21 protein-coding genes are annotated in these 25,439 nt (G+C 71.2%); 9 read left to right on the top strand and 12 right to left on the bottom strand.

Translation table 11 applies throughout. The annotated features are described in order from the left end of the window. Positions 1 to 12 precede the first annotated feature (12 nt). From DFJ64_RS01925 to DFJ64_RS01910, 4 genes are read left to right on the top strand one after another with little or no spacing between them, the layout of a single operon-like run. The gene (locus DFJ64_RS01925; RefSeq protein WP_115848879.1) at positions 13 to 1,410 is read left to right on the top strand and encodes an Nramp family divalent metal transporter; all 1,398 of its coding nucleotides are present in this window, start codon (positions 13 to 15) and stop codon (positions 1,408 to 1,410) included. Further along, positions 1,407 to 2,396, top strand: a complete 990-nt coding sequence (locus DFJ64_RS01920) for a Gfo/Idh/MocA family protein (RefSeq protein WP_115848878.1) — start codon at positions 1,407 to 1,409, stop codon at positions 2,394 to 2,396. The genes DFJ64_RS01925 and DFJ64_RS01920 overlap by 4 nt, the downstream gene beginning before the upstream one ends. Then, positions 2,393 to 3,418 (top strand): Gfo/Idh/MocA family protein, encoded by a 1,026-nt coding sequence (locus DFJ64_RS01915; RefSeq protein ID WP_115848877.1) that lies wholly within the window; start codon positions 2,393 to 2,395, stop codon positions 3,416 to 3,418. The genes DFJ64_RS01920 and DFJ64_RS01915 overlap by 4 nt, the downstream gene beginning before the upstream one ends. 26 nt (positions 3,419 to 3,444) lie before the next feature. Beyond that, positions 3,445 to 4,536, top strand: coding sequence for a LacI family DNA-binding transcriptional regulator (locus DFJ64_RS01910; RefSeq protein WP_115848876.1), 1,092 nt, complete (start codon positions 3,445 to 3,447; stop codon positions 4,534 to 4,536). Here the strand turns inward: DFJ64_RS01910 and pgl are convergent. The 6 genes from pgl to tkt are packed head-to-tail and all read right to left on the bottom strand — an operon-like array spanning position 4,500 to position 13,012. After that, positions 4,500 to 5,279, bottom strand: a complete 780-nt coding sequence (pgl, locus tag DFJ64_RS01905; RefSeq protein WP_115848875.1) for a 6-phosphogluconolactonase — start codon at positions 5,277 to 5,279, stop codon at positions 4,500 to 4,502. The two genes, DFJ64_RS01910 and pgl, sit on opposite strands and share 37 nt — an antisense overlap. Continuing rightward, the gene (locus tag DFJ64_RS01900) at positions 5,276 to 6,505 is read right to left on the bottom strand and encodes a glucose-6-phosphate dehydrogenase assembly protein OpcA (RefSeq protein ID WP_115848874.1); all 1,230 of its coding nucleotides are present in this window, start codon (positions 6,503 to 6,505) and stop codon (positions 5,276 to 5,278) included. Before DFJ64_RS01900 ends, pgl begins: the two co-directional genes overlap by 4 nt. Beyond that, a complete protein-coding gene (gene zwf, locus DFJ64_RS01895) occupies positions 6,502 to 8,154 on the bottom strand; it encodes a glucose-6-phosphate dehydrogenase (RefSeq protein WP_115848873.1) in 1,653 nt (550 codons plus the stop codon). Before zwf ends, DFJ64_RS01900 begins: the two co-directional genes overlap by 4 nt. Then, positions 8,151 to 9,776: a glucose-6-phosphate isomerase gene (locus DFJ64_RS01890; protein ID WP_115848872.1), complete on the bottom strand. Its 1,626-nt coding sequence runs from the start codon at positions 9,774 to 9,776 to the stop codon at positions 8,151 to 8,153. Before DFJ64_RS01890 ends, zwf begins: the two co-directional genes overlap by 4 nt. Continuing rightward, entirely contained in the window at positions 9,773 to 10,885 is a 1,113-nt protein-coding gene (gene tal / locus DFJ64_RS01885) for a transaldolase (protein ID WP_115851747.1), read from the bottom strand. The genes DFJ64_RS01890 and tal overlap by 4 nt, the downstream gene beginning before the upstream one ends. Positions 10,886 to 10,903: 18 nt before the next feature. Next, a complete protein-coding gene (gene tkt / locus DFJ64_RS01880) occupies positions 10,904 to 13,012 on the bottom strand; it encodes a transketolase (RefSeq protein ID WP_115848871.1) in 2,109 nt (702 codons plus the stop codon). 265 nt (positions 13,013 to 13,277) lie between these two features. Between tkt and DFJ64_RS01875 the strand changes: the two genes are divergently transcribed. Beyond that, entirely contained in the window at positions 13,278 to 14,204 is a 927-nt protein-coding gene (locus DFJ64_RS01875) for a heme o synthase (RefSeq protein WP_245941259.1), read from the top strand. A 237-nt stretch (positions 14,205 to 14,441) separates the two neighbouring features. Continuing rightward, positions 14,442 to 15,149 carry a tyrosine-protein phosphatase gene (locus DFJ64_RS01870; RefSeq protein ID WP_115848869.1) on the top strand — a complete coding sequence of 236 codons (708 nt, stop codon included), beginning with the start codon at positions 14,442 to 14,444 and terminating at the stop codon, positions 15,147 to 15,149. A 56-nt stretch (positions 15,150 to 15,205) separates the two neighbouring features. On the opposite strand, the gene DFJ64_RS01865 is transcribed toward DFJ64_RS01870, so the two are convergent. The 4 genes from DFJ64_RS01865 to DFJ64_RS01850 all read right to left on the bottom strand — a co-directional run bounded on the left by DFJ64_RS01865 (position 15,206) and on the right by DFJ64_RS01850 (position 19,700). Continuing rightward, the gene (locus tag DFJ64_RS01865; protein ID WP_115848868.1) at positions 15,206 to 16,261 is read right to left on the bottom strand and encodes an aldo/keto reductase; all 1,056 of its coding nucleotides are present in this window, start codon (positions 16,259 to 16,261) and stop codon (positions 15,206 to 15,208) included. A 178-nt stretch (positions 16,262 to 16,439) separates the two neighbouring features. Beyond that, positions 16,440 to 17,054, bottom strand: a complete 615-nt coding sequence (locus tag DFJ64_RS01860; protein ID WP_115848867.1) for a hypothetical protein — start codon at positions 17,052 to 17,054, stop codon at positions 16,440 to 16,442. Positions 17,055 to 17,114: 60 nt separating this feature from the next. After that, positions 17,115 to 18,671, bottom strand: a complete 1,557-nt coding sequence (locus tag DFJ64_RS01855; protein ID WP_115848866.1) for a DHA2 family efflux MFS transporter permease subunit — start codon at positions 18,669 to 18,671, stop codon at positions 17,115 to 17,117. A 90-nt stretch (positions 18,672 to 18,761) separates the two neighbouring features. Further along, a complete protein-coding gene (locus DFJ64_RS01850; RefSeq protein ID WP_245940903.1) occupies positions 18,762 to 19,700 on the bottom strand; it encodes a COX15/CtaA family protein in 939 nt (312 codons plus the stop codon). A gap of 173 nt (positions 19,701 to 19,873) precedes the next feature. Here DFJ64_RS01850 and DFJ64_RS01845 point away from each other — a divergent pair, with 173 nt between their 5' ends. Next, positions 19,874 to 21,037 carry an XdhC family protein gene (locus DFJ64_RS01845; RefSeq protein WP_115848864.1) on the top strand — a complete coding sequence of 388 codons (1,164 nt, stop codon included), beginning with the start codon at positions 19,874 to 19,876 and terminating at the stop codon, positions 21,035 to 21,037. Between the two features lie 3 nt (positions 21,038 to 21,040). On the opposite strand, the gene DFJ64_RS01840 is transcribed toward DFJ64_RS01845, so the two are convergent. After that, the gene (locus DFJ64_RS01840; protein ID WP_115848863.1) at positions 21,041 to 21,874 is read right to left on the bottom strand and encodes an ABC transporter permease; all 834 of its coding nucleotides are present in this window, start codon (positions 21,872 to 21,874) and stop codon (positions 21,041 to 21,043) included. Beyond that, entirely contained in the window at positions 21,871 to 22,797 is a 927-nt protein-coding gene (locus DFJ64_RS01835) for an ABC transporter ATP-binding protein (RefSeq protein ID WP_115851746.1), read from the bottom strand. The genes DFJ64_RS01840 and DFJ64_RS01835 overlap by 4 nt, the downstream gene beginning before the upstream one ends. A gap of 285 nt (positions 22,798 to 23,082) precedes the next feature. Between DFJ64_RS01835 and DFJ64_RS01830 the strand changes: the two genes are divergently transcribed. Beyond that, positions 23,083 to 23,973 (top strand): helix-turn-helix domain-containing protein, encoded by an 891-nt coding sequence (locus DFJ64_RS01830; protein WP_115848862.1) that lies wholly within the window; start codon positions 23,083 to 23,085, stop codon positions 23,971 to 23,973. Then, on the top strand, positions 23,970 to 25,382 hold the full coding sequence (sufB, locus tag DFJ64_RS01825; RefSeq protein ID WP_115848861.1) for a Fe-S cluster assembly protein SufB: 1,413 nt from the start codon (positions 23,970 to 23,972) through the stop codon (positions 25,380 to 25,382). Before DFJ64_RS01830 ends, sufB begins: the two co-directional genes overlap by 4 nt. Positions 25,383 to 25,439: the final 57 nt, after the last annotated feature.

Here is a 25,439-nt window from a genome sequence, read left to right as displayed (position 1 = left end):
GCTTCTGCGTCCATGACCACCGCGCCGGAGATCCCGAGTCGGCACCTACCGCCCGTGACGTACCGGCCGATGCCAGAGGCGCCGTCGTTTCGGAAGGTGATGGGTCCCGGCATCGTCCTGGTGGCGGGTGCGGTCGGCTCCGGCGAGTTCCTCGTCTGGCCCTACGTGGCGAGCCACGAAGGACTTGGGTTGCTGTGGGCCGCCGTCCTCGGCGTGTGTCTGCAGTTCTTCGTCAACACCGAGGTCCAGCGCTACACCTTGGCCACGGGGGAGACGGCGATCACCGGTTTCACACGGCTGTGGCGCCCTTGGGGACTGCTGTTCGCCACCCTTCCGCTCGTCGGTTTCCTCTTTCCCGGCATCGCCGTCGGCGCCGCCACGACGTTGAACTACGCCTTCGGTGTCGACGTCCTCCTCTGCGCCATCGTCGGCCTGCTGCTGGTCGGTGTCGCCTTCTCCCTGTCGCCCGTCGTCTACCAGACGCTGGAGAAGTTCCAGACGGTGATGACCGCGGTCGTGCTCGCCTTCCTCGCGGTCGCGACCGTCGTGTGCACCTCTCTTGGCGACTGGGCGGAGGCGGCACGAGGCGTGGTGAGCGTGGGCACGCTCCCCGAGGCGATCGAACCCGCGGTCTTCTTCAGCGCGCTCGTCTACGCCGGATCCGGTGGGCTCGGCAATCTGGCGGTGGCGAACTGGATCCGGGACAAGAACTGGGGGATGGGCGCGTACGTCCCGCGGATCGTGTCGCCCATCACCGGCGCCGAGACCGCGGCGCCCGCGTTGGGCCACTTGTTCCCGCAGGACCCGGAGAACATCGGTCGGTTCCGGCGATGGTGGCGGTTGGCCAACCGTGAGCAGCTGGTGCTGTTCGTCGGCATCGGCGTCGCGACGATCGTCGCCCTCTCGGTCCTCGCGCACTCGACCGTTGGCGGCGCGCGCGTCGACGAGAAAGACCTCGCGTTCGTACGGGTCGAGGGCGCCGTGCTCGCCGAGCGGGTCGGTGACTGGTTCGGGACCGCGTTCTTCCTCGTCGGCTTCTGCATCCTGTTCTCGACCGTGATCGGCAACCTCGACATCGCCGGACGGGTCGTGGCTGACGTGTGGAAGGTGGACCGGCTTCACGACAGCGTCTTCTGGTCGGAGAGCAAGCTCTACCTGCTCACCGTCTGGGCTCAGGTCCTGATCGGTATCGCGATCCTCGTCCTCGGGCTGGAGCAGCCGCTGATCCTGATCAGCATCAGCGGTGTCATCGGCGGTCTGGTGCTCTTCGCGTCGACGGCACTCCTCATCCGGCTGAACCGCACGCTTCCTGCGGCGATCCGGCTGCGTGGCGTCCGCCTCGTCATGATGACGGCCACGGCTCTGTTCTACGGCGCCTTCGCCGTCCACGTCATCTGCACGACGGTGTGAAAGGGCTCGTCGTGATGCGGATCGGGGTCGTCGGCGCCGGATTCATGGGCACCCTGTACGCCCGGCTCCTCCCTGCCGTGCCTGACGTGGAGCTGGCGTGGATCGCGGAGACCGACACCAGGCGGCACGCGGAGCTGGCTGAGCGATTCGGGGTCCCGGTCCTGACCCGGGCTCGGTGGGACGAGGTCGACGCGGTGGTCGTCGCGACACCTGACGACGTTCGGGACCCGGTCCTCGAGGCGCTCCAGGCGGGTCGGCACGTCCTGGTCGAGAAACCGCTCGCGACCAGCGTCGCCGAGGCGACCCGGCTGCTGGCCGCTCGGCCGTCGCCGGCGCACCTCATGGTGGGGCACCTCCTGCGGTTCGACCCGCGGGTGGCGCAGGCGGTGGCGGCGTGTCGTGGACTCGGTGCGTTGTGGACGGTGCGGGCCTGGCGAGCGAACTCGCTTCTCGCCGCCCGGCGGATCGGGACCCGGACCTCGGTCGCGTGGTTCCTCGGCATCCACGACGTGGATCTCGTCCACCACGTGACCGGTCGCCGCATCAGCCGGGTGCGGGCGCGTGGGCTCCGGGTGGTCTCACCGCACGACGACCACGTGGAGGTCCACGCCTGGCTCACCGACGGCACCCCGGTCGAGTTGCGGTGGTCGTGGCTGCTTCCCGTCGAGCGGGCCAGCGGGCTGTCGGCTGGCTTGGAGCTCGTGGGCGCCGAGGGGATGTGCGAGGTCGAGCTCTCCCATACCGACGTCGCGCTGACGTCACGCGGCGGCCGGACCGAGCAGCTCGACACCTACCACTGGCCTCCGGACGCCGGCATCCCCGGCGGTGACCTGCGCCAGGAACTGATGGCGTTCGTGACCGCGGTGCGGACCGAGACGCGACCACCGGTGACGGGTGAGGACGGCCTGGCCGCGGTGGCGGTCGTCGAGGCGGTCGAGCGGTCGATCCGCGCCGGTGGACGGGAGACGGAGGTGAAGGACCCATGAAGGTCGATCCAATCGGGGTCGCGATCATCGGAGCGGGCATCATGGGCACCGCGCACGCCGGCGCGGTGGCCTCCCACCCCCGAGCCCGTCTCGTCGGTGTGGCGAGTGTTCCGGACGGGCCGGCCCGTGAGCTCACGGCGCGCTACGGCGGATGGGTGGCCACGGACGACTACGAGGAGCTCCTGGTCCGTCCCGACGTGAAGCTCGTCATCGTCGCCACGCCGGACCACCTCCACACCGAGATCGCGGTCGCTGCCGCGGAGGCCGGCAAGGCCATCCTGATCGAGAAGCCGCTCGCCACCAGCCTGGCGGACGCTGATCGCGTGATCGAGGCGGTCGAACGGGCCGGCGTCCCCGCCATGACGGCGTTCAACCACCGCTGGATCCCCTGCTATGCCCAGGCGAAGGCGGAGATCGACGCCGGCGCCGTGGGCCGTCCCAGGATGGCCTACGCACGCAAGAACGACCGGATCTTCGTGCCCACCCGGATGCTTCGGTGGGCGGAGGGCACCACGCCCGCGTGGTTCTTGTCCAGCCACGACATCGACCTCGTCTGCTGGTTCTTCGGCGACGACCAGGCGGTCGAGGTGTACGCGACAGGCGTCCGGGGCGTGCTCGACGGCATGGGGATCAAGACCCCGGACGCCGTCCAGGCGCAGGTCAGGTTCGCGTCGGGGGCGGTCGCCACGTTCGAGTCGTGCTGGATCTACCCCGACACCTTCCCGACGATGACCGACTCGTTCATCGAGGTCGTGGGGGAGCGGGGTGTCATCCACCTCGACCGCAAGGACGAGCAGCTCGAGATCGCCACGTCCAGCGAGTACCGCTACCCCAGGACCTCCATCACGCCGGTGATCCACGGCGTCCAGGCCGGGGCGCTCGCGCTCGCCGACCGGCACATGATCGAGTGTGTCGCGGAGGGACGCGCGCCGCTGGTCACCCTCGCCGAGAGCCGTCACGTCACGGCGATCCTGGACGCGATCCACCGCTCCCTGGCCAGCGGCCACCCTGTCGCGGTGTGAGGCGACGCGCTCCTTACGCTGCCGTGATGACCCGAGGACTGACCGGTGCCCGCGGGCTGACCGGTGGCGGTCGGACGCCCACGATCCGGGAGGTGGCGGAGGCGGCGGGTGTGTCCAGGGCGACGGTGTCGCGGGCGTTCACCCGACCCGACCTCCTTCGGCCCGAGACAGTCGAGCGCGTGCGAGAGGTCGCGGCTCGCCTGGGCTACACGCCTAACGTGGTGGCTCGGGCGCTGTCGACGGGGCGGTACGCCACGATCGCGCTCGTCGTGCCCGACATCGCCAACCCGTTCTTCCCACCCCTCATGCGCGGGGCTCAGCAGGCGGCCGACGCCGCCGGCTACAGCGTCGTGCTCGGTGACTCCGACGAGAGCCCGGCACGCGAGGACGTGCTCCTCACCAAGTTCGCCCACCAGGTCGAGGGGGTTGTCCTGGCGTCCACCCGGATGCCGTCGGCACGGGTGCGCGAGCACGCGACCCGACGTCCCCTCGTGCTCGTCAACCGGGACATCCCCGGAGTGCCCAGGGTGCTCATCGACAGCGCCTCAGGCATGGCCCAGGCGGTGGAGCACCTCGCCGACCTCGGACACCGACGTCTGGCCTACGTCAGCGGGCCAGCGTCGTCGTGGTCGAACCAGCAGCGCCGTCGCGCCGTCCGCCGGGTCGCCGCCGCCCGCGGGTTGGAGGTGGCCACCGTCCAAGCGAGCCGTCCCACCTACGCGGCCGGCATCGAGTGCACCTCGGCGTTGCTCGCCGCGCGGGTCACCGCGGTCGTGGCGTTCGACGACGCGGTCGCACAAGGCATCCTCGCCGGACTGTCGGCGGCCGGGGTGGCGGTGCCGGACGACGTCAGCGTGGTGGGCTGCGACGACGTGGTGGCGGACACCACCACGCCACCGCTGACCGCGGTCTCCGCGCCGACCCGAATGGCCGGCCAGCTCGCGGTCGAGGTCCTGTTGCGGATCTTGGGCGATGACGACGTCGCGGACACCCGCCATGTCCTCGACAGCGAGCTCATCGTCCGGGCGACGACCGGCCCGGCGCCCCGTACACGCCGTCGACGCGGCACGACAGCCGACCGCTACACCGACGGCCGACGCAGGTCGCTGGGCAGCTGAGCGGCCGCCGCCTGGTCGAGCAGCCAGAGGGTGCGCTGCCGCCCGCGAGCACCCGCGGCGGGAACCTGCACGTGTCCCGCGCCGGAGAGGGCGAGGCGGACAGCGGGGGCCTTCTCCTCACCCGCGACGAGCAGCCAGACCTCGCGCGCGGCCTGGATGGCGGGGAAGGTCAGGCTGATCCGGGTGGGCGGTGGCTTGGGTGCACCGTGGACGGCCACCACCGGCCGCTCGTCGTACACGGCCGGCAGCCCGGGGAACAGCGAGGCCACGTGGCAGTCAGGGCCGACGCCGAGCAGCAGGACGTCGAACGAGGGGAACGGGCCATGGTCCTCCGGTCGACGGGCAGCCGCCAGCTCGGCGGCGTAGCGCCGCGCGGCCGCCTCCACGTCGTCACCATCCGGGCCATCGGAGGCGGGCATGGGGTGCACCCGCGTCGGGTCCACCGGCACGTGGTCCAGGAGTGCCTGGCGGGCGCCGGTCTCGTTGCGCTCGGGATGGCCCGTGGGCAGGAACCGCTCGTCACCCCACCAGATGTCGAGGCGGCTCCAGTCGATCGCGTCGCGGGCCGGGGCGGACGCCAGCGCGGCCAGACTCGCGGTGCCGATGCCGCCACCGGTCAGGACGACCGAGGCGCTTCCTCGGCTCGCCTGGACGTCCACGAGGCGGGTCACCAGCCGGGCGGCGACGGACTGGGCCAGCAGCTCGGCGTTGGCGTGGACGACGACCTCCGGCGTGCTCGTCACGACTCCTCCCGTCCACGGCGCCCCGTCGACGCCGCCCGCTTCGCGCCGCCACCCGCGCGGGTGGTCGATGTGCGACCGGTCGCCTTCTTGGCGGTCGTCTTCTTGGCGGCGCTCTTCTTCGCTGCCTTCTTGGCGGCTCCCTTCGCGGCCGGGGCCTTGGCCGTGGCCTTCTTGGCCGTCTTCGCCGCCGTCCGCCTTCCGCCGTGCTCCGCGCCCACGTCGGAAGCCGCCTGCTTCTTCGCCGCCCGCTTCCGTGCGGGCCGCTCCGCCTTCTCAGCCGACGGCTCACCGGGGGAGAGCAGCACCTGGTCGGCCGTCTCCGACGCGGTACGCAGCAGCTCCTGGACAGTGCGCGCGTAGATCTCGTCGGGGTCGAGCCGGCGCAGCTCCTCCGCCAGCAGCTCCGAGGTCTCCCGGCGCTTCAACGCGACGGTGCGCTCCGGCTGGAAGGGGATCGAGTACCGCGCGACCCGACCGTCCGTCCGGTCGATCGCGATGTCGCCGTCCTCGGTGTGCAGGCGGGCGGCGGTGATGCCAGGCCCGGCCGACTGCTTCACCGTCACCGGGATCCGCAGCCGCCAGGACAGCCACGCGCCCAGCAGGTCGGCGCTCGCGTTGGCGCGCTCGGCCTCGATCGTGGCGCCGGAGATCATGCCGTGTGGCTGGTCGAGCGCTGCGGCCAGGAGCGCCCGCCACGGCGTGATCCTGGTCCACGCCAAGTCGGTGTCGCCGGGCGCGTAGGTCTGGCAGCGCTGCTGCAGCTCGGCCAGCGGGTAGCGGGCGGCCGAGCAGTCGGTGATCCGCCGTTGGGCTAGCGCACCCAGCGGATCCGCCGACGGGGCACTCGGTGCCTTCCCCGGCCACCAGGTGACCACGGGGGACTCCGGCAGCAGCAGCGGGGTGACGACGGACTCCGGGTGGTGGGAGAGCTCGCCGTAGAGGCGGAGCAAGAGGCTCTCACCCGGGCCGCCCTCCCCGCCGACGCGGACCTCGGCGTCCAGCCGGGCCGGGCCGCGTCCAGCCTGGGGAATCACCCCGATGATCCGTGAGGGATGCTCCTTGGCGGCCTGCATGGCGGCCCGGATCGCGTCGTAGTGCGAGTGCTCGTCGGCGACGATGATGAGCGTGAGCACCATGCCCATCGCCGGGCTGCCCGCGCTGCGGCGGGCTCGGACCAGGGCGCTCGCGATCGCGCTGGCATTGGTGTCCGACAGGTCGATGATCAAGGCCGTCTCCAGCTTCGACCGTCACGGGCCAACATCTCGTCGGCCGACTTCGGCCCCCACGTACCGGACGGATACTGCTCGGGTGGGCCCTGCTCGGCCCAGAACTCGACGATCGGGTCGAGGATCTGCCACGACAGCTCCACTTCCTCGTGCTGTGGGAACAAGGGGGAGTCGCCGAGCAGGACGTCGAGGATGAGTCGCTCGTACGCCTCGGGGGAGGACTCGGTGAAGGCGCCGCCGTAGGCGAAGTCCATCGTCACGTCGCGGATCTCCATCTGGGTGCCCGGGACTTTCGAGCCGAACCGGATCGTGACACCCTCGTCCGGCTGGATCCGCATCACCAGGGTGTTCTCGCCGAGCTCCTCGGTGGACGTCGCCGCGAACGGCAGGTGCGGTGCCCGCTTGAACACCACGGCCACCTCGGTGACGCGGCGTGCCAAGCGCTTCCCCGTGCGCAGGTAGAACGGCACCCCGGCCCAGCGCCGGATGTCGATCTCGAGCTTGATCGCGGCGTAGGTCTCGGTGTGCGACGTACTCGGGATGCCGTCCTCCTCGAGGTAGCCCCGGACCTTCTCGCCACCGGCCCAGCCCGCGGCGTACTGGCCCCGCGCGGTGTACAGGTCGAGCCGTCGCGGCAGCTGCACCGCGGCGAGCACCTTCTGCTTCTCCAGCTGCAGGCTGCGGGCGTCGAAGCTCACCGGCTCCTCCATCGCGGTGAGCGCCAGCAGCTGCAGCAGGTGGTTCTGGATGACGTCCCGCGCGGCACCGATCGCGTCGTAGTAGCCGGCCCGGCCGCCGATGCCGATGTCCTCGGCCATGGTGATCTGGACGTGGTCGACGTAGTGGGCGTTCCAGATCGGCTCGAAGAGCTGGTTGGCGAAGCGCAGGGCCAGGATGTTCTGGACGGTCTCCTTGCCGAGGTAGTGGTCGATGCGGAAGACCGCCTCCGGCGGGAAGACCTCCGAGACGATCGCGTTGAGCTCTCGCGCGCTCTGCAGGTCGTAGCCGAACGGCTTCTCGATCACCACGCGGCGCCACTGGCCGGGGACGTGGTCGACCAGACCGTGCTGCTTGAGCTGGCGGACCGTCACCGGGAACAGCTTGGGCGGCACCGACAGGTAGAACGCGTGGTTGCCGTTGGTTCCGCGCTCCCGGTCGACCTCGGCGATCGTCGCGCGCAGTCGCTCAAACGACGGATCGTCCCCCAGCTCGCCGGGCACGAACCGGCAGCCCTCGGCGAGCTGCTGCCAGACCTCCTCGCGGAACGGCGTGCGGGCGTGCTCCTTGACCGCGTCGTGGACGACCTCCTCGAAGGCCTTGTGGTCCCACTCGCGTCGGGCGAACCCCACGAGGGCGAAGCCGGGCGGAAGCAGCCCGCGGTTGGCGAGGTCGTAGACGGCCGGCATCAGCTTCTTGCGTGCGAGGTCGCCGGTCACGCCGAAGATGATCAGCGCGCAGGGCCCCGCGACGCGGGGCAGCCGTCGGTCACGCGGATCGCGCAGGGGGTTGGTGTCCGGGGTTTGCTGGATCAGCGCCGCCGCGGGACCGAGTGGCGCCACCGCCGACGCCTGGGTCGCGATGTGATCGGCGTCGGCGGAGCCGGTCGTCGCGCGGCTGGTCGTGCCGGGGGCACCGGCCTCATCGGTCATGAACGTACCCTTTCCGCCGCTTGGAGGACCTGCTCAAGCCCAGTCGAGCGGTCGGTGAGGTGGAGTCGCAGGGTCGGGGCGCCCTTGGACCGCAGCACCGCGAGGTCACCGGCGGCCTGGGCGGCGATGAGCTGGCCGAAGGTGTACGGGCGGTCGGGCACCGCGAGGTCCTCGCGCACCGCGCCGGTGATCTGCAGGAAGGCCCCGACGGGCGGTCCCCCCTTGTGGTACTGGCCGGTCGAGTGGAGGAAGCGGGGTCCCCACCCGAACGTCACCGGGTATGCCGCGCCGCGCGCGAGGAGCCCCCGCAGGTCGGCGGCGCGCGCGTCGCCCACCCGGTCGAGGTAGGCGAGCACGGCGAGATAGCCCCGGTCGGGGACGGCCCTGGTCAGCGCCTGGAGCGCGTCCGGAAGCGAACGCGCCGAGCCCAGCAGCGTGGCGTCGGCGTAGACCTCGACCGCCCCGTCGGCGAAGACCGGTTCCTCGGCCGCTGCCGCTTCGCCGGAAGGCGCATCGAGCAGGGCGCGGGCGGCCCGCTTGGCCTCCTCGACGTTGGGCTGGTCGAACGGGTTGATCCCGATCACCCGTCCCGCGACGGCGACAGCGGTCTCCCACAGCAGGAACAAGGCGCCGAGGGACCCCTCGGTGACCAGCTGCCCCGGGACTGCGTCGTCGGGCGCGCCGATGGACACCCGGATCACGTCGTCGCCGGCGTCGCCCCAGCCGGGGGTCGACGTCCGGGCGGCGCCGACGTCGACCGGGAGCAGTCCGCGACCGTCCTTGCCGGTCGACTCGGCGATGAGCTGCTCCGCCCAGGCGGCGAAGCCTCGGATCGGGCTCGCCCCCTCCCCGAGGGCGACCTTGTTCCGCCCCTGCTCGTGGGCGGCGCCGAGCGCGGCGCCCAACGCGAGTCCGGGGTTGTCCGGCGCGGACGCGGCCAGCGCCGGCATGACGGCCTCGGCCTCGTCGAGCAGCTCGGCCGGGTCGACACCGGCCAGAGCGGCGGGCACCAGGCCGAACGCGGACAGGGCGCTGAAGCGGCCACCGACGTGGGGGTCGGCGAGGAACACCGTCCGGTAGCCCTCGCGCTCGGCCAGCTCGGCCAACGGAGAGCCAGGGTCGGTGACGACGACGATCCGGCGCGCGCCGTCGATCCCGGCGTCGGCGAACGCCTTGAGGTAGGCACGCCGCTGGCTGTCGGTCTCGACGGTCGTCCCCGACTTGCTGGAGACGACCACGATCGTGCGATCGAGTCGGTCGCTCAACGCCCGCCGCACCATGTGTGGGTCGGTGGAGTCGAGCACGGTCAGCTCGACCCCGGCGGTGGCCGCGATCACCTCAGGCGCCAGGGAGGAGCCGCCCATCCCGGCGAGGACGACGTGGTCGAGGCCCTCCTCACGCAGCTCGGCCCGCAGCGCGTCGATCTGCGCGAGCAGCGGTCGCGAGGTCCGCGGCAGATCCACCCACCCGAGACGGATCGACGCCTCCGACTCGGCCTCGGGTCCCCACAGCGTGGGATCTTGGCGGGCCAGCTTGGCCGCCACGTCCTCCGTGACCAGCCGGTCGAGGACGACTCCCCCGTCGGGCTGGTGGACTTCGGTGCGCAGGTCCGCTCCGCTCACCGTCGCGCCTCTTCCTCCAAGCCCTTGCGAACCGTGGCCAGCAGCTCCTTCCAGCTCGCCACGAACTTCTCGACGCCCTCGGCCTCCAGGACGGACACGACGTCGTCGTAGTCGATGCCCAGCTCGGCGAGCTCGGCCCAGACCTGGCGAGCCTCGTCGTACCGGCCGCGCACCGTGTCGCCACGCACCTCACCGTGGTCGGCGACCGCCTGGATCGTCGCCTCCGGCATCGTGTTCACCACGCCGGAGGTCACCAGCTCGGTGACGTAGAGCGTGTCCGGAAGGCTGGGGTCCTTCACCGAGGTGGACGCCCACAGAGGTCGCTGGGGACGCGCCCCCGCGGCCTGGAGCGCCTTCCACCGGTCGGAGGCGAACGTCTGCTCGTACGCCTCGTAGGCCAGCCGGGCGTTGGCGACGGCCGCCTTGCCGCGGAGCGCGCGGGCGCGCTCCGTGCCGAGCTTGTCCAGCCGCTTGTCGACCTCGGTGTCGACCCGACTGACGAAGAAGGACGCCACGCTCGCGATGGTGGACAGGTCGTGGCCGCGCTCCTTGGCCCGCTCGAGGCCGGTCATGAACGCGTCCATCACCTCGCGGTAGCGCTGGATCCCGAAGATCAACGTGACGTTGACGCTGATCCCCTGGGCGAGCGCCTCGGTGATCGCCGGCAGCCCTTCCTTCGTCGCCGGGATCTTGATGAAGAGGTTCGGCCGGTCGACCAGCCACCACAGGAGGCCCGCCTCGGCGACGGTCTTCTCGGTCTCGTGCGCCAGCCGCGGGTCGACCTCGATCGAGACCCGTCCGTCCACGCCACCGGTCCGGTCGTAGACGGGGCGGAGGACGTCGCACGCCCAGCGGATGTCGTACGTGGTGATCATCCGCGTGGCCTCTTCGACGTCGACCCCGCGGATCCCGAGGTCCCGCAGCTGGCCGGTGTAGACGTCGGGGTCCGAGAGCGCCTTGGCGAAGATCGTCGGGTTGCTGGTCACGCCGACGACGTGCTTGGTCTCGACGAGCTCGGCGAGGTTGCCCGAGCGCAGGCGCTGCCGGGAGACGTCGTCGAGCCAGATCGCCACGCCCTCGTCGGAGAGCGCCTTGAGTCGGTCGGTCATCATGCCTCCTTCCGGGGGTCACCCGCGGGCGGCCGCGGCGATGCTCTCCTTCGCGGCCTCGACCACCGCCTCCTTGGTGAGGCCGAACTTCGCGTAGAGGGTCTTGAAGTCGGCCGACGCCCCGAAGTGCTCCAAGGAGACGATCCGCCCCGCGTCACCGGCGAAGCGGTACCAGGGCTGGGCGGTGCCCGCCTCGACGCACACCCGCGCCCGAACCTCGGAGGGGAGGACCAGGTCCTTGTAGGACTCGGGCTGGGCGTCGAACCACTCCACGCACGGCATGGAGACCACCCGCGCGGCGATGCCTTCCTTCGCCAGCTCCTCGCGGGCCGCGACGGCCAGCTGCACCTCCGAGCCGGTCGCGATCAGGATGACGTCAGGCATCTTCTCGTCCGGCGTGTCGACCAAGATGTAGCCACCCTTGGCGGTCTCGCTGGCCGGCGCGAAGCCGGTGCCCTCCGAGCGGTCGAAGGTCGGGACGTTCTGCCGGGTGAGCGCGAGCGCCTTCGGGCCGTCGGGGTTGGCCAGGATGTGCTGCCAGGCGGCGGCCGTCTCGTTGGCGTCCGCGGGACGCACCACCTCCAGACCCGGAATGGCCCGCAGAGAGGCGAGGTGCTCGACGGGCTGGTGCGTGGGACCGTCCTCGCCCAGACCGATCGAGTCGTGGGTCCAGATGTAGATCACGGGCAGCTTCATGAGCGCCGCCAACCGGACGGCGGGGCGCATGTAGTCGCTGAAGACCAGGAAGGTCGCGCCGAACGGGCGGGTTCCGCCGTGGAGCGCGATGCCGTTGAGGATCGCGCCCATCGCGTGCTCACGGACGCCGAAGTGCAGCACGCGGCCGTACCAGTCGCCGGTGAACTCCTTCGTCGAGCGGTCCGGCGGGATGAACGACGGCTCCCCCGCGAGGGTGCTGTTGTTGGACTCGGCCAGGTCCGCCGAGCCGCCCCACAGCTCGGGGAGAGCCGGCGCCACGGCGTTGAGCACGACGCCGGAGGCCTTGCGGGTGGCCACGTCCTTGCCGTACTCGAACGTCGGGATCCGGTCGCTCCACCCGTCGGGCAGCCGGCGCTCCCGAGTCCGGTCGAGCAAGCTCGCCCGCTCCGGGTTGGCGCTGCGCCACGCCTTGTACTGGGCGTCCCACTCCTGGCGCATCCGCGCGGCCCGCTCGCGGACCTTGCGGACGTGAGCGAGCACGTCGTCCTCGACCTGGAAGGTCTGGTTCGGGTCGAAGCCGAGGATGCGCTTGGTCGCCGCCACCTCCTCGGCACCCAGCGCGGCGCCGTGCGCCTTGCCGGTGTTCTGCGCGTTGGGCGCCGGCCAGGCGATGATCGTCTTGAGGATGATGAGCGACGGGCGGTCGGTCTCGGCGATCGCCTTCTGGTAGGCGTCCCAGAGCGCCTGGACGTCCTCGACGTAGCCGTCGGGGCGTCGCCACTCCACGGTCTGGACGTGCCAGCCGTAGGCCTCGAAGCGCTTGCCGACGTCCTCGGAGAACGCGATGTCGGTGTCGTCCTCGATGGAGATCTGGTTGCTGTCGTAGAGGACGATCAGGTTCCCCAGGCGCTGGTGGCCGGCGAGTGAGCACGCCTCGTGGCTGATGCCCTCCTCGATGTCACCATCGCTGGCGATGACGAAGATCCGGTGGTCGAACGGGCTGCTGCCGGGCGGAGCGTCGGGGTCGAACAGGCCGCGCTCGCGTCGGGCCGCCATCGCCATCCCGACCGCGTTGGCGATGCCCTGGCCGAGCGGCCCGGTGGTCGTCTCGACGCCGGGCGTGTGCCCGTACTCAGGGTGCCCCGGCGTCCGGCTGCCCCACCGCCGGAACTGCTTGATGTCGTCGAGGGCCAGCAACCCCGCGTAGTAGAGCTGGATGTACAGGGTGAGGCTGGTGTGTCCGGCGGAAAGGATGAAGCGGTCGCGGCCGGCCCAGTCCGGATCAGCCGGGTCGTACCGCATGAGCCGCTGGAAGATCAGGTACGCCGCGGGCGCCAGGCTCATGGCGGTACCCGGGTGGCCGTTGCCGGTGGCCTCGACGGCGTCCATGGCTAGGACGCGGATGGTGTCGACGGCCCGTCGGTCGAGATCGGTCCACTCAAGTGGCACACGTCCGTCGTTGGCGTTCATCCGGCTCCTGTCGTCTAGTCCTGTCGCCTAGGACGTCCCCCGTCTCGCCTAGGACGTCATCGATGGAACAGAGGTGGGCAAGGCGGAGCACCCCTCCTGCGAGCCTACCCGTGGGGCTCGAGTCCCACGGACGCCCGTGTCGGCTCGGGTCGACGACAGCGCGTAGGAGGGCGCCACCTAGACTGGCGGCCGTTGAGGGTCGGACCGTCCGGCCCTTGTCTGTCCTTCCGAGGTGTGTGTGGCGGCTGTCGACTCCGGCCCAGCGGTGCGCGAGGAGACCGTTGGAGTCGGCTCGAGACCTTCGAGCTGGCGTGACGTGGTGGCGGCGTACGTCGCCTTGACCAAGCCCAGGATCATCGAGCTGCTGCTCGTCACCAGTGTGCCGGTGATGTTCCTCGCCGAAGGCGGGGTACCTCCCCTCGGGCTGGTGCTCGCCACCACGGTGGGCGGGATCCTCGCGGCCGGCAGCGCCAACACCCTCAACTGCCTCTTCGACCGCGACATCGACGAGCGGATGCGGCGTACTCGCCGACGGCCGCTGCCGCGGCACGTCGTCGCCCCACGCCAGGCGTTGATCTTTGGCGTCGTGCTCGGGCTGGTCTCGACGATCTGGCTCGGCGTCCTGGTCAACTGGCTGTCGGCTTGGCTCGCGCTCGCGGCGAACGCCTTCTACATCCTCGTCTACACCCTGCTCCTGAAGCGCCGGACGTCGCAGAACATCGTCTGGGGTGGCATCGCGGGATGCTTCCCGGTGCTGATCGGCTGGGCCGCGATCCGGGACTCGGTCGACTGGGTACCGGTGGTCCTCGCGCTCGTGGTGTTCTTCTGGACGCCTCCCCACACGTGGACGCTGGCGATGCGCTACCGGGATGACTACGCGGCCGCTGAGGTGCCGATGCTCCCCGTGGTGGCGTCGGAACGCAACGTCGCCTGGCAGGTGGTGGCCTACACCGCGGCCACCGTGGCCGCCTCGCTCGCGGTCTGGCCGCTCGCGCGGACCGGATGGTTCTACCCCGTGGCGGCCGGTGTCCTCGGCGCCGGTGTCCTGGCCGAGGCGGTGGCCATGCTCGCCCGGGTCGTCCGCGGCAAGAGCGGGCTGGATCTCCGCCCGATGCGGTTCTTCCATTGGTCCAACATCTACCTGGCGCTGGTCTTCGCCGCGATCGCGATCGACCCCTTGCTCACCGGCTGACCCTCCGGCGCCCCGTCCCCGAATCGCTGGCCGTTCGGGACGGTCGATCCCGCCGCTGACCACCGTGCCGAGCCTTCGTGAGCTGGCCGGTTTCGCTCGCCCTACGGCTGGCCGGTGCCGGCGCGCGCGGCATGGCCTCGCGGACCGACCGGTAAGCTGCTGGCCGAGGTCGCGTACGGTACGCGACCTTCCTCCTGTTTGCTGAGAGTCCTAGGTGGAGGTTTGGTCTTGACCAGTGTGACGCCACTTCATCTGGATTGGCCCAACTGCCTCAATGCGCGCGACCTCGGCGGTCTTCCCACTGCCGACGGGAGGACCATCCGGCGCGAGGCACTGGTCCGGACCGACAACCACACCAAGCTCACCGAGGAAGGCGTCCGCGCGGTCAAGGAGTACGGCGTCAGCCGGATCATCGACCTGCGCCGCACCACCGAGTGCGAGCGTGCTCCGAGCCCGTTCCAGGGGTCGTCGCTCTACCGCTCCATCCCGGTCCAGGATCCGGCCGACCCGGACAACGAGTCGTTGAGCCTTGCCGAGATCTACATCGCGATGCTCGACCTGCGGCCGCAGCTGTTCGCGGCCGCGGTGGGCGCGATCGCTGACGCTCCTCCAGGCCCGGTCGTCGTCCACTGCGCTGGGGGCAAGGACCGGACGGGCATGGTCGTGGCCATGGCTCTCCGCATCGCTGGCGTCGAGCCCGACGTCATCGCTCAGGACTACGCCCTGAGTCAGGAGCGGCTGGCCGAGGAGAACGCCGCGGTCCTCGCGAGGATCGAGGACCCGGTGCTGCGGGAGAACGTTCGACGCCTGCAGGTCACCGCACCGGAGACCATGCTCACCACTCTCGCCCACCTGGAAAGCAGGTACGGCGGCGTGGCGGAGTACCTCAAGGGCGGAGGCCTCACCGACGACCAGCTCACCGCGCTCCGCCAGCGGCTCGTCTGACGACGGGTCGCCGATCCGCGACACGCGGCCGCCGCACCCGCCGGCTGGAGGTGGGCTCAGGTCGTCGGCGCCAGCGCGGCCTCCACCTCGCGGACCTGCTCCTCGGTCAGGACGATCCGACCGGCGGCTGCGTTCGACTCCAGCTGGGCGACCGTGGAGCTGCTCGGGATCTGCGGTCCCATCCCCGGCAGCGTGAGCAGGTACGCCAAGGCGAGCTGGTTCACCGCCATGTCCCAGGACTCGGCCAGCTTGACCAGGCGCCGCACCGCAGCCAGCCTCTCCGGCGTGGCGACCGACTGCAGCGTGCCCTCGTCGACGAGCCGGTCACCGGCGCCGGCCTTGGCGGGGTCGAGGTAGCGGGTGGTCAGCAGGCCGCCGGCCAGTGGGCTGTAGGGGACGAAGGCGATGTCGTGGGCGGCGCAGAACTCCAGCACACCCACGTACGGCTCGGGCTCGCGGCCGAGCGGGTCGTACTTGTTCTGGACGGCCACGGGTCGACACCGCCGGGACAAGCTGCGCTGCACCTCGAGGTAGGACGCGAGCTGGTCCTTGGTGAAGTTGGAGACGGCGAAGTAGCGGATCAAGCCCTCGCGGACGAGGTCCTCGATCGTCTCCAGACTCTCCTCGATGGGCACGGTCGGGTCGAACCGGTGGAAGTAGAGCAAGTCGACGTAGTCGAGCTGCAGACGGGAGAGCGACGCGTGGAGCGCGTCGCGGATGTTGCCGCGCGAGAGGCCGCTGTGGTTGGGCGTCGCGCCGTCCATCCCGCCGTACAGCTTCGTGGCGAGGACGATGTTGCGACGCTGGTCGGGATTGGCGCGGAACCACCGACCGATCAGTCGCTCGGAGTTGCCCGAGCCGGCGTTGTAGCGGTTGGCCGTGTCCCAGAACGTCACGCCCAGCTCGACCGCGCGGTCGAAGATGGCGAAAGCGGTGCGCTCGTCGACGCGGGCGCCGTCTCCGGTGTGCGGGTACCCGAACTTCCAGGTGCCGAGGCCGATGACGGAGGCTCGCAGGCCGGACGCGCCGAGCTGGCGATAGGGCATGCCGTGGAACTCCGTGGCCGTGTAGGGCACGTCGTAGAGGTCCGGACGGGGCGTGGTGTAGTCCATGCTGTCCTCTCGGCTCGTCTCGCTGGCGTCTGGTCGTCGTCGACGGCGCACTGCGCGTGATCCTGCCGTATCGGATCGACCGGGTGAAGACGTCGGCCGAGGATGGCCGCGCGCCCGGGGAGTTGTCGCGGCGTCGCGGGTTCGGCGCGTGAGCGCCGACGCAGCCTCGGCGCGGAGGTCAGCGCACCTGGAGGACGCCGAGGACCGCCTGAGCCCGCCAGTTCCGCGGATGCGGCCGGTCGGAGGCCGGCCTGCGGAACCGATACGCCGTCGGCTCGGGCTCGTCGCCGTGGAAGGGGATGACCAGGCCCTCCAGCATCCGCAGGTCGTAGACCGTCACGACGTCCACGCGCAGGGGGACGCCGCCGCGGTCGACGGGCGGTCCGAGGTAGAAGTCCGAGACGACTTCGGCCATGACCGACGGCCCCGAGCTGTGGACCGACCGCAGCCCGGCGGGGGAGACCGTGCAGGGAATGGCGTGCAGCTCGACGCCGTACGGCCCGTAGACGTGGTCGAGTGGCCCCACGCGGGCGGGGTCGTACCGGTCGGTACCGGTCGCCACGATGGTCGCGGTGAGGTCGTCGTGCGACATGCCCGGGTGGTCGATCAAGCTGACGGCCCTGATGGCGACCCGTCGCTCGGCCGGTCCGGCCGCCTCGTGGACGAGCCGGCAGATGGCGCGGTCGAGGACCTCACCGATGGCGAGATGGTCGGGCGCGGACCGGACCTGGTAGTGCGGGAGGGTCACCGTGTGGATGGGCGGCGTGTGGACGGGGGGCGATGTTCGGGCCACGGACCCTGATCGTCGTCGCGCGCGACAGCGCGTGGCAAGCGCTCGCAGCGAGCCGAGTCATCAGACGTCCGATGAGGTGGAGCGGACGCTCGCGACGTCGACCCTGGTGCACGGCTCCAGGCAGGCGTGCCGCGCACCCGGGGGAGGGTGCGGTCGGACCCGGGCGCCGGTGCGCACCGTCGCGAACGCCACGACCGCGCCCGCCGCGCACAGCGCCGCCGAGGCGAGCATGGCACGCGCGAAACCGGGACCGAGGGGCCCGGCGGTCGTCACCGGGATGCCCGCGACCGTCGGGAGGACCGCCACCGCGAGCAGACCGGCGACGCGCGCGACGGCGTTGTTGACGCCGGAGGCCGCGCCCACGAGGTGTTCGGGCACGGAGGCGAGAACGGTCGAGGTCAGCGGCGCCACCGTGATCGCCATGCCGAGGCCGAACACCGTCACGGCGGGGAACACGTGCGTCCAGTACGCCCCGCCGTGCTGCACCCGAGCCATGAGCAGCAGCCCGAGCCCGGCGACGAGCGGGCCGACGGTCATCGGGGCGCGCGGGCCGATGCGCTGCCCGAGCGCGCCGACTCGGGGCGAGAGCAGCAGCATGACGATCGTGATCGGCAACAGGGCCAGCCCCGCGGCGAACGCGGAGTAGCGGAGGGTCTGCTGCAGCTGCAAGGCGAGGAGGAACAGCGCGCCGCTGAGCGCGGCGTAGACACCGAAGGTGGTGAGGTTCGCACCGGTGAACTGCCGTGAGGAGAAGATCCGGAGTGGCAGCAGCGGCGCTGGGTGACGAGTCTCCAGGAGTGGGAACGCGGTCAGCCCGGCCGCACCCGCGACGCCGGCCAGCACCGTGACCGCGCTCCAGCCGCGCACCGGGACCTCGATGCAGGCGAAGGTGACGCCGGCCAGGCCGATCGAGATCGCGGCGGCGCCGGCCAGGTCGAGCCGGCGCGGCGAGGTGGGGTCCCGGCTCTCCGGCACGTGGCGCCGGATGACCCCCAGGGCGACCGCCGCGAACGGGAGGTTGAGCAGGAACACCCAGCGCCACGACGCCGCCGCGACCAGCCAGCCGCCCACCAAAGGACCGACCGCCGAGGCGACGCCGGTGAGCCCGGCCCAGACGCCGACCGCCCGACCGTGGTCCTCCGCGCGCAGGGTCGCGTAGATGAGCGCGAGGCTGCCCGGCACGAGCAGCGCGCCGCCCACGCCCTGGGCGAGCCGGGCCAGGATCAGGCTCGCGGCGTTGGGCGCGAGACCGCACGCGAGTGACGCCGCCGTGAACGTCATGAGGCCGATCAGGAATGTCCGCCGTCGGCCGTACCGGTCGCCGAGGACGCCGCCGAGCAGGAGCAGCGAGCCTAGGGACAGTACGTAGCCGTCCACCACCCACTGCTGCACGACGAGCCCACCGCCCAGGTTCTGGCGGATCGCCGGCAACGCGATGGTGACGACGGTCGCGTCGAGGAGAGCGACACCGGACCCGAGGATCGCGCCGGCGAGCACCCAGCGACCGGATGGGGAGTCGATGGCGAACCCGGGTCGCTCACGGTCGGGCGGGCAGTCCTTGCCCGGCGGCAGGCCACTGCCCGGTGGGCCGTCGCTGCCCGGCGGCTTGGCGTCCATGTGTCGACTCTTCCCGCCGCCCTGGCCCGACACCGCACCGCCCTCCGGACGCGAGCGCGCCGTCTCGACACAAGGGCGCCATCGCGCCACCTAGGGCACGGGGGTGGGCGCTGGCCGCTCGGTTCCGGGTGGTCCGACCGGCTCCGTGGAGGCCGCCTCCCGAGTGCCGAGCACCATCGTGGTCGCCGTGACGACCATGAGGGCCGAGCCAAGCAAGTGGAGGCCGACGAGCACGGTCGGCAGGCCGGTGAAGTACTGGGCGAACCCGATGACGCTCTGTGCGACCTCGACGCCGAGCAACCACCTCGTCGCGCTGAGCGCGCGATCGGGTGCGCCGACGGCTCGGAACGCGAGCAACGTGCCGATCGTGAGACCCAGGAGGAGGAACGCGACGTCGGTGTGCAGCTGGCTGATCGATTCGGGGTCGAGCCCGTTGCGAGGCGCACGCTCGTCCCCTGCGTGTGGACCGCTGCCGGTCACCAGGGTCCCGATGTAGATGACGACGGCCGCGGCCGCGAACGTCGCGTAGGCCAGCTGGCGGACCGGCCGCGGGACGGTGGGCTGGGTCCGGCCGGCCGGCTCCCCGCACCGTCGGACGAAGATCACCGCGATGGCGACCAGCGCGGGTGAGAGGAGGAAGTGCACCGACACCCACCAGGGGTTGAGTCCGGTGAGCACGGTGATGCCACCCGCCACGGCTTGGAGCGGGACGCCCGCCAGCAGGATCGAGGCGAGCGCGACGAGATCCCGTCGGCGCGGTCGCAGGCGGAGCGCCGCGAGCCACGCCAGGCCGACGACGGCGGCGACGACGAAGGTGATCAGACGGTTGCCGAACTCGATCGCGCCGTGGATGCCGAGGGCCGGATGGCTGACGAAGGAGTCCTCCGTGCACCGCGGCCAAGTGGGGCAGCCCAACCCCGAGCCGGTCAGGCGTACCGCCCCGCCGGTGACGATGATGGCGATGTTGACCACGACGGACGCGACGGCGAGGTGGCGCACGCCGGTGAGGGTTGGTCTGGGCAGTTGCACGAGTACGAGGGTAAGAACCCCCGCTTCGTCGCCGGTGGGCGGCCGGTTGACGGCGGTGAGGGATCACGCCGACGATGGGCGACGTTTGCCTGGGCTCACAGGTGGGGCTCGTCAGGTGGAGGCGCCCCGTGCGTGGCGCGTCCCGGGCAGGCCGTCAGCGCGTGAGGTGACCAGTGCGTGACGTGATGGACGACGTTCTGCCCCGGTACGCGGCGGGTGAGCGGTTCGCCCTGGCGACCGTGGTCCGGACCTGGAGCAGCGCCCCTCGACCGCCTGGGGCCACGATGGCCGTGACCGCGGACGGGGCGACGGTGGGCAGCGTCTCCGGCGGATGTGTCGAGTCAGCGGTGTACGAGCTGGCTCAGGAGGTGATCGCGACCGGCCGGCCGGTTCGGCAACGCTATGGCGTCAGTGACGAGGACGCCTTCGCGGTCGGCCTGACGTGCGGCGGGAGCCTCGACGTCTTCGTCGAACCGGTCGACCGGGCGTCCTTCCCCGAGTTGCTTCGCCTCGGCGAGGATCTCCGCGCGGGCCGGCCGGTCGCGCTCGCCACCGTGACCGAGGGTCGTGCGGCGGTGGGGGCACACGTGCTGGTCTGGCCGGACGAGGTCGCGGGCTCGCTCGGATCTCCGGGGCTGGATCAAGCCGTCGTCGCGGACGCGCGGGCGATGCTGGCGCAGGGCTCCACGGGGGAGCGTCGGTACGGGCCGGACGGCGAGCGGCGTGCTGCGGACGTGACGGTCTTCATCCAGTCGTTCGCGGCGCCACCGCGCATGCTCATCTTCGGTGCGATCGACTTCGCCGCGGCGGTCGCGCGCATGGGCAGGTTCCTCGGCTACCGCGTCACGGTGTGCGACGCGCGCCCCGTCTTCGCGACATCCCGGCGCGTCCCGGACGCCCACGAGGTGGTGGTCGACTGGCCCCATCGCTACCTCGCGGCCCAGGTCGAGGCGGGGCTGGTCGACGATCGCACGGTGGTGTGCGTGCTGACCCATGACCCGAAGTTCGACGTCCCCCTGCTGCGGGTCGCCCTCCGGGCGCCGGCCGCCTACATCGGGGTCATGGGCAGCCGGCGCACCCATGCCGCACGCGTCGAGGCGCTGCGGGCCGCCGGCGTCAGCGAGGAGGAGCTGGCGCGGCTGTCCGCGCCGATCGGGCTCGACCTTCGAGGTCGGACCCCGGAGGAGACCGCGGTGTCGATCGCCGCGGAGATCATCGCGCTGCGGTGGGGCGGGTCCGGTCGTCGACTTCGTGACCTCGAGGGACGCATCCACGGTCCTGATCCGGATGACCCCGAGGGCGAACGGTCAGGTGACCTCGACCCGCGCGATCGGTGACCGTCACTCCCACTGGAACACGCGCGCGGTGATGAGCGAGCCACTGACCGCCCACGCCACCAAGACCCCGAGTGAGGTGACGGCTACCTCCATCGAGGGCACGGCCGTGGCGAGCACGTGACGCAGTCCTTCCCCGAGCGCTCCTGAGGGCAACCAACCGATCACGGGCTGGAGCACGGCCGGGTAGGCGTCCACCGGTACGAGCGTCGCGCCACCAACGAGAAGGAGCAGGTACACCAGGTTGGCCGCGGCGAGCGTGGCCTCCGCGCGCAAGGTTCCGGCCATGAGCAGGCCGAGCGCGCCGAACGCCGCCGTCCCGGCGAGGACGAGCGCCACGGCGACCGCGACAGCGCCGGCGTGTGGGTGGGGCCGCCAGCCGAGCAGGGCGGCGGCCGTCACGATGACGAGGACCTGGAGCGCCTCCACCAACCCCACCGCCACGAGCTTGCCGGCGAGCAGGCCGACGCGGGGGAGCGGGGAGGCTCCCAGCCTCTTCAGCACCCCGTACCGGCGTTCGAAGCCGGTCGCGATCGCCACGCTCGTGAACGACGTGGACATGACCGCGAGCGCGAGGACACCGGGGGCGAGGACGTCGATACGCCGGGAACCACCCAGCTCGATCCCGGGCGCGAGGGTGCCCACGACGAGGAGAAGCAGGGGGATGACCAGCGCGAGGAGGACCTGCTCGCCGTTCCGCAGCAGCAACCGGGTCTCCAACAGGCCCTGGGCGAGCACCATGCGGACGAGCGGCGCCGCGCCGGGTGCGGGCGTGAACGTGCCGCGACCGGTCGGAGCGTCCTCCGTGCCGGGTGGGAAGCCGTCCCGGGGTGTCGTCATCGTCGCAGCTCCCGGCCGGTGAGCTCGAGGAACACGTCCTCCAGGGTGTGTCGCTCGACCGCGAGAGCGTCCGGCATGACGCCGTGGGCGGCGCACCACGCGGTGACCGTCGCGAGGAGGTGAGGGTCGATCTTGCCGACGATCAAGTAGTGACCGGGGCTCGGTTCGCTGACCGCGCAGTCCTCCGGCAGCGCCGCGACGAGGGAGCGCAGGTCGAGCCCGGCCGGTCCGCGAAACCGCAGGGTGTTGGCCGCGCCGCGGGTGGTCAGCTCGGCGGGGGTGCCGGACGCGATGACGACGCCGTGGTCCACGACGTACACCTGGTCAGCGAGGCGCTCGACCTCGTCCATGAGGTGTGTGGTGAGGATCACCGACACGCCGTCGGCTCTCAGCTCCTCGATCAACTCCCACGTCGCGCGCCGAGCCGCCGGGTCCAGGCCGGCGGTCGGCTCGTCGAGGAACGCCAGCTCGGGCCGGCCGACCAGCGCCATCGCCAGCGAGAGACGTTGTCGCTCCCCACCGGACAGCCGCCGGTACGGCGTCCGGCGGCACGAGGCGAGGTCGAGCCGCTCGACGAGCATGTCGACGTCGAGGGGGTGGGCGTAGAGGCGCGCGACGTGGCGGAGCAGCTCCTCGGCCCGCGCCCCTGGCCACGCGCCGCCGGACTGCGGCATGACGCCGAGCCGTGGCAGGAGTCGGCGCCGGTCGCGGATCGGGTCCAGTCCGAGGACGCGGACGGTTCCCGCGCTCGGGCGGCGGTAGCCCTCGCACGTCTCGACCATGGTCGTCTTGCCGGCGCCGTTCGGGCCCAGCACGGCTGTCACCTGACCGCGCGCGGCGGTGAGGGTGAGCCCGTCGAGCGCGGTGACGGCCGATCGGCCGCGCCCGTATCGCACGACGAGGTCCTCCACCTCGACGACCATGTCGTTCACGCCTTGGGAGTGTAGGTCGTGGCTGATCGATCACCTCGTGTGCGGCGTGGTGGCTCGATCACGGTTGATCACACCGTGGTGTGGCGGCACTGTCCCGCCTCTCCGCGCCGTGATCGGAGACGCCCTCCGCGGCGGGTCGTGGCGCGGACCGGGAGCGCTGAATCATCGCCGTGACGAATCTCTCATGGGGAGATTTCGGACGTATCGGGCGGGAGGGACGGTGTAGTTAGGCGAGCCTCACTGGCTTGCCGGCAGGAATAACAGCACAATGAGGTTGTGAAAAACGTCGGTCCGTCTCCTGCGACGTCGGCCGCGCCGGCTGGTGCGCCAGCGTCGCGTCGGCAGAGTCGGAGCGACGCCACCCATCTCTCGACGAGGACGAGGGAGCGGGTAGCCCGGGCGATCCTCGAGGGCGGGCCGCAGACGGCTTCCGCCCTCGCCGAGCGTCTGGGTATCACTCCGGCCGCGGTCCGGCGCCACCTGGACGCCATGGCCGCCGAAGGGGTCGTGGTCGCCCGTGACCAGCGGGTCCGAGGCCGGAGGGGACGGGGGCGACCGGCCAAGGTGTTCGCCCTCACCGACGCCGGGCGCAGCGCCTTCTACCAGGCGTACGACGATCTGGCGGTCAGCGCGCTGCGCTACATCCGGGAGACCGGCGGCGAGCGTGCTCTCCAGGAGTTCGCGCGCCGTGTCGCGACTCGCCTGGAGGAGCGCTACCACGCGGTGGCCGCGGCGGCGCCGGAGAAGGCGGGCACGGCAGCGCTTGCCGAGGCGCTGTCCGCGGACGGGTACGCTGCCTCGGTCGAGCCGGTACGGCTCGGCGAGCAGGTGTGCCAGCACCACTGCCCGGTGGCGCACGTCGCCGAGCAGTTCCCGGAGCTTTGCGAGGCCGAGACGGAGGTGTTCGCCCGGCTGCTTGGGCGGCATGTGCAGCGCCTCGCCACGATCGCGCACGGCGACGGGGTCTGCACCACGCACGTTCCGCGCACTGAGATCGTGAGCACGCTCCACCAGGAGCGCCTCGGCCGGTCCACAGCGTCGAAGGCGAAAGAGGCGACGCTCAGGCGGACGACGACCGCGACGACACGTAGGAACCACTCGGGGACGCAAGCCCCGGCGACATCCGGAACACCCGAGTCCCGGACTGGAAGGACTACTTCTCCATGACGAGCACCGCCCATCCCGAGCTCGAGGGTCTCGGACGCTACCAGTACGGCTGGGCCGACCGCGACATCGCGGGCGCCACCGCGAAGCGCGGCCTGTCCGAAGAGGTCGTCCGCGAGATCTCCGCGCTCAAGAACGAGCCCGAGTGGATGCTGAACATCAGGCTCCGCGGGCTGAAGGCGTTCTACCGCAAGCCGATGCCCACCTGGGGCGCCGACTTGTCGGAGATCGACTTCGACATCATCAAGTACTACGTGCGCTCGACGGAGAAGAAGGCCACGAGCTGGGACGAACTGCCCGAGGACATCCGGAGGACCTACGACCGACTCGGCATCCCCGAGGCGGAGAAGCAGCGTCTCATCGCTGGTGTCGCGGCCCAGTACGAGAGCGAGGTCGTCTACCACAAGATCCGGGAGGACCTCGAGCAGCAGGGCGTGATCTTCCTCGACACCGACACCGGCCTGAAGGAGCACCCGGAGATCTTCCAGGAGTACTTCGGGACGGTCGTCCCGCCGGGTGACAACAAGTTCGCCGCGCTCAACACCGCCGTGTGGTCGGGTGGCTCGTTCATCTACGTGCCGCCGGGCGTCCACGTCGAGATTCCGCTCCAGGCCTACTTCCGGATCAACACCGAGAACATGGGCCAGTTCGAGCGGACGTTGATCATCGTGGACGAGGGTGCCTACGTGCACTACGTCGAGGGCTGCACGGCTCCGATCTACAAGTCGGACTCGCTGCACGCCGCGGTGGTCGAGATCATCGTGAAGAAGAACGGCCGCTGCCGGTACACCACGATCCAGAACTGGTCCAACAACGTCTACAACCTCGTGACGAAGCGGGCCACGGCGGCCGAGGGCGCGACCATGGAGTGGGTCGACGGCAACATCGGGTCCAAGGTCACGATGAAGTACCCGGCCGTCTACCTCATGGGTGAGCACGCCAAGGGGGAGACGCTCTCGATCGCCTTCGCCGGCGAGGGCCAGCACCAGGACGCCGGCGCCAAGATGGTCCACTGCGCGCCTCGGACGTCGTCCACGATCGTCTCCAAGTCCGTCGCGCGAAGCGGTGGTCGTACCTCCTACCGTGGCCTGGTCGAGGTCCGGGAAGGCGCCGAGCACTCCAAGAGCACGGTGAAGTGCGACGCCCTTCTCGTCGACACGGTGAGCCGCTCCGACACCTACCCCTACGTCGACGTCCGGGAAGACGACGTGGAGATGGCCCACGAGGCGACGGTGTCCAAGGTCACCGACGACCAGCTCTTCTACCTCATGAGCCGCGGGCTCAACGAGGACGAGGCGATGGCGATGATCGTCCGCGGTTTCGTGGAGCCGATCGCGCGTGAGCTCCCGATGGAGTACGCGCTGGAGCTCAACCGCCTCATCGAGCTGCAGATGGAGGGGGCCGTCGGCTGATCCGGCCCAGCGGACGCGGCCGGGCAGCCGCGTCGACCAGGTGTCCGTACGACGAGA

This window comes from Thermasporomyces composti (assembly GCF_003386795.1).
GTDB lineage: Bacteria > Actinomycetota > Actinomycetes > Propionibacteriales > Actinopolymorphaceae > Thermasporomyces > Thermasporomyces composti.
Note: the sequence above shows the minus strand (reverse complement) of the source record. Positions and strands in the feature narration are given on the sequence as shown.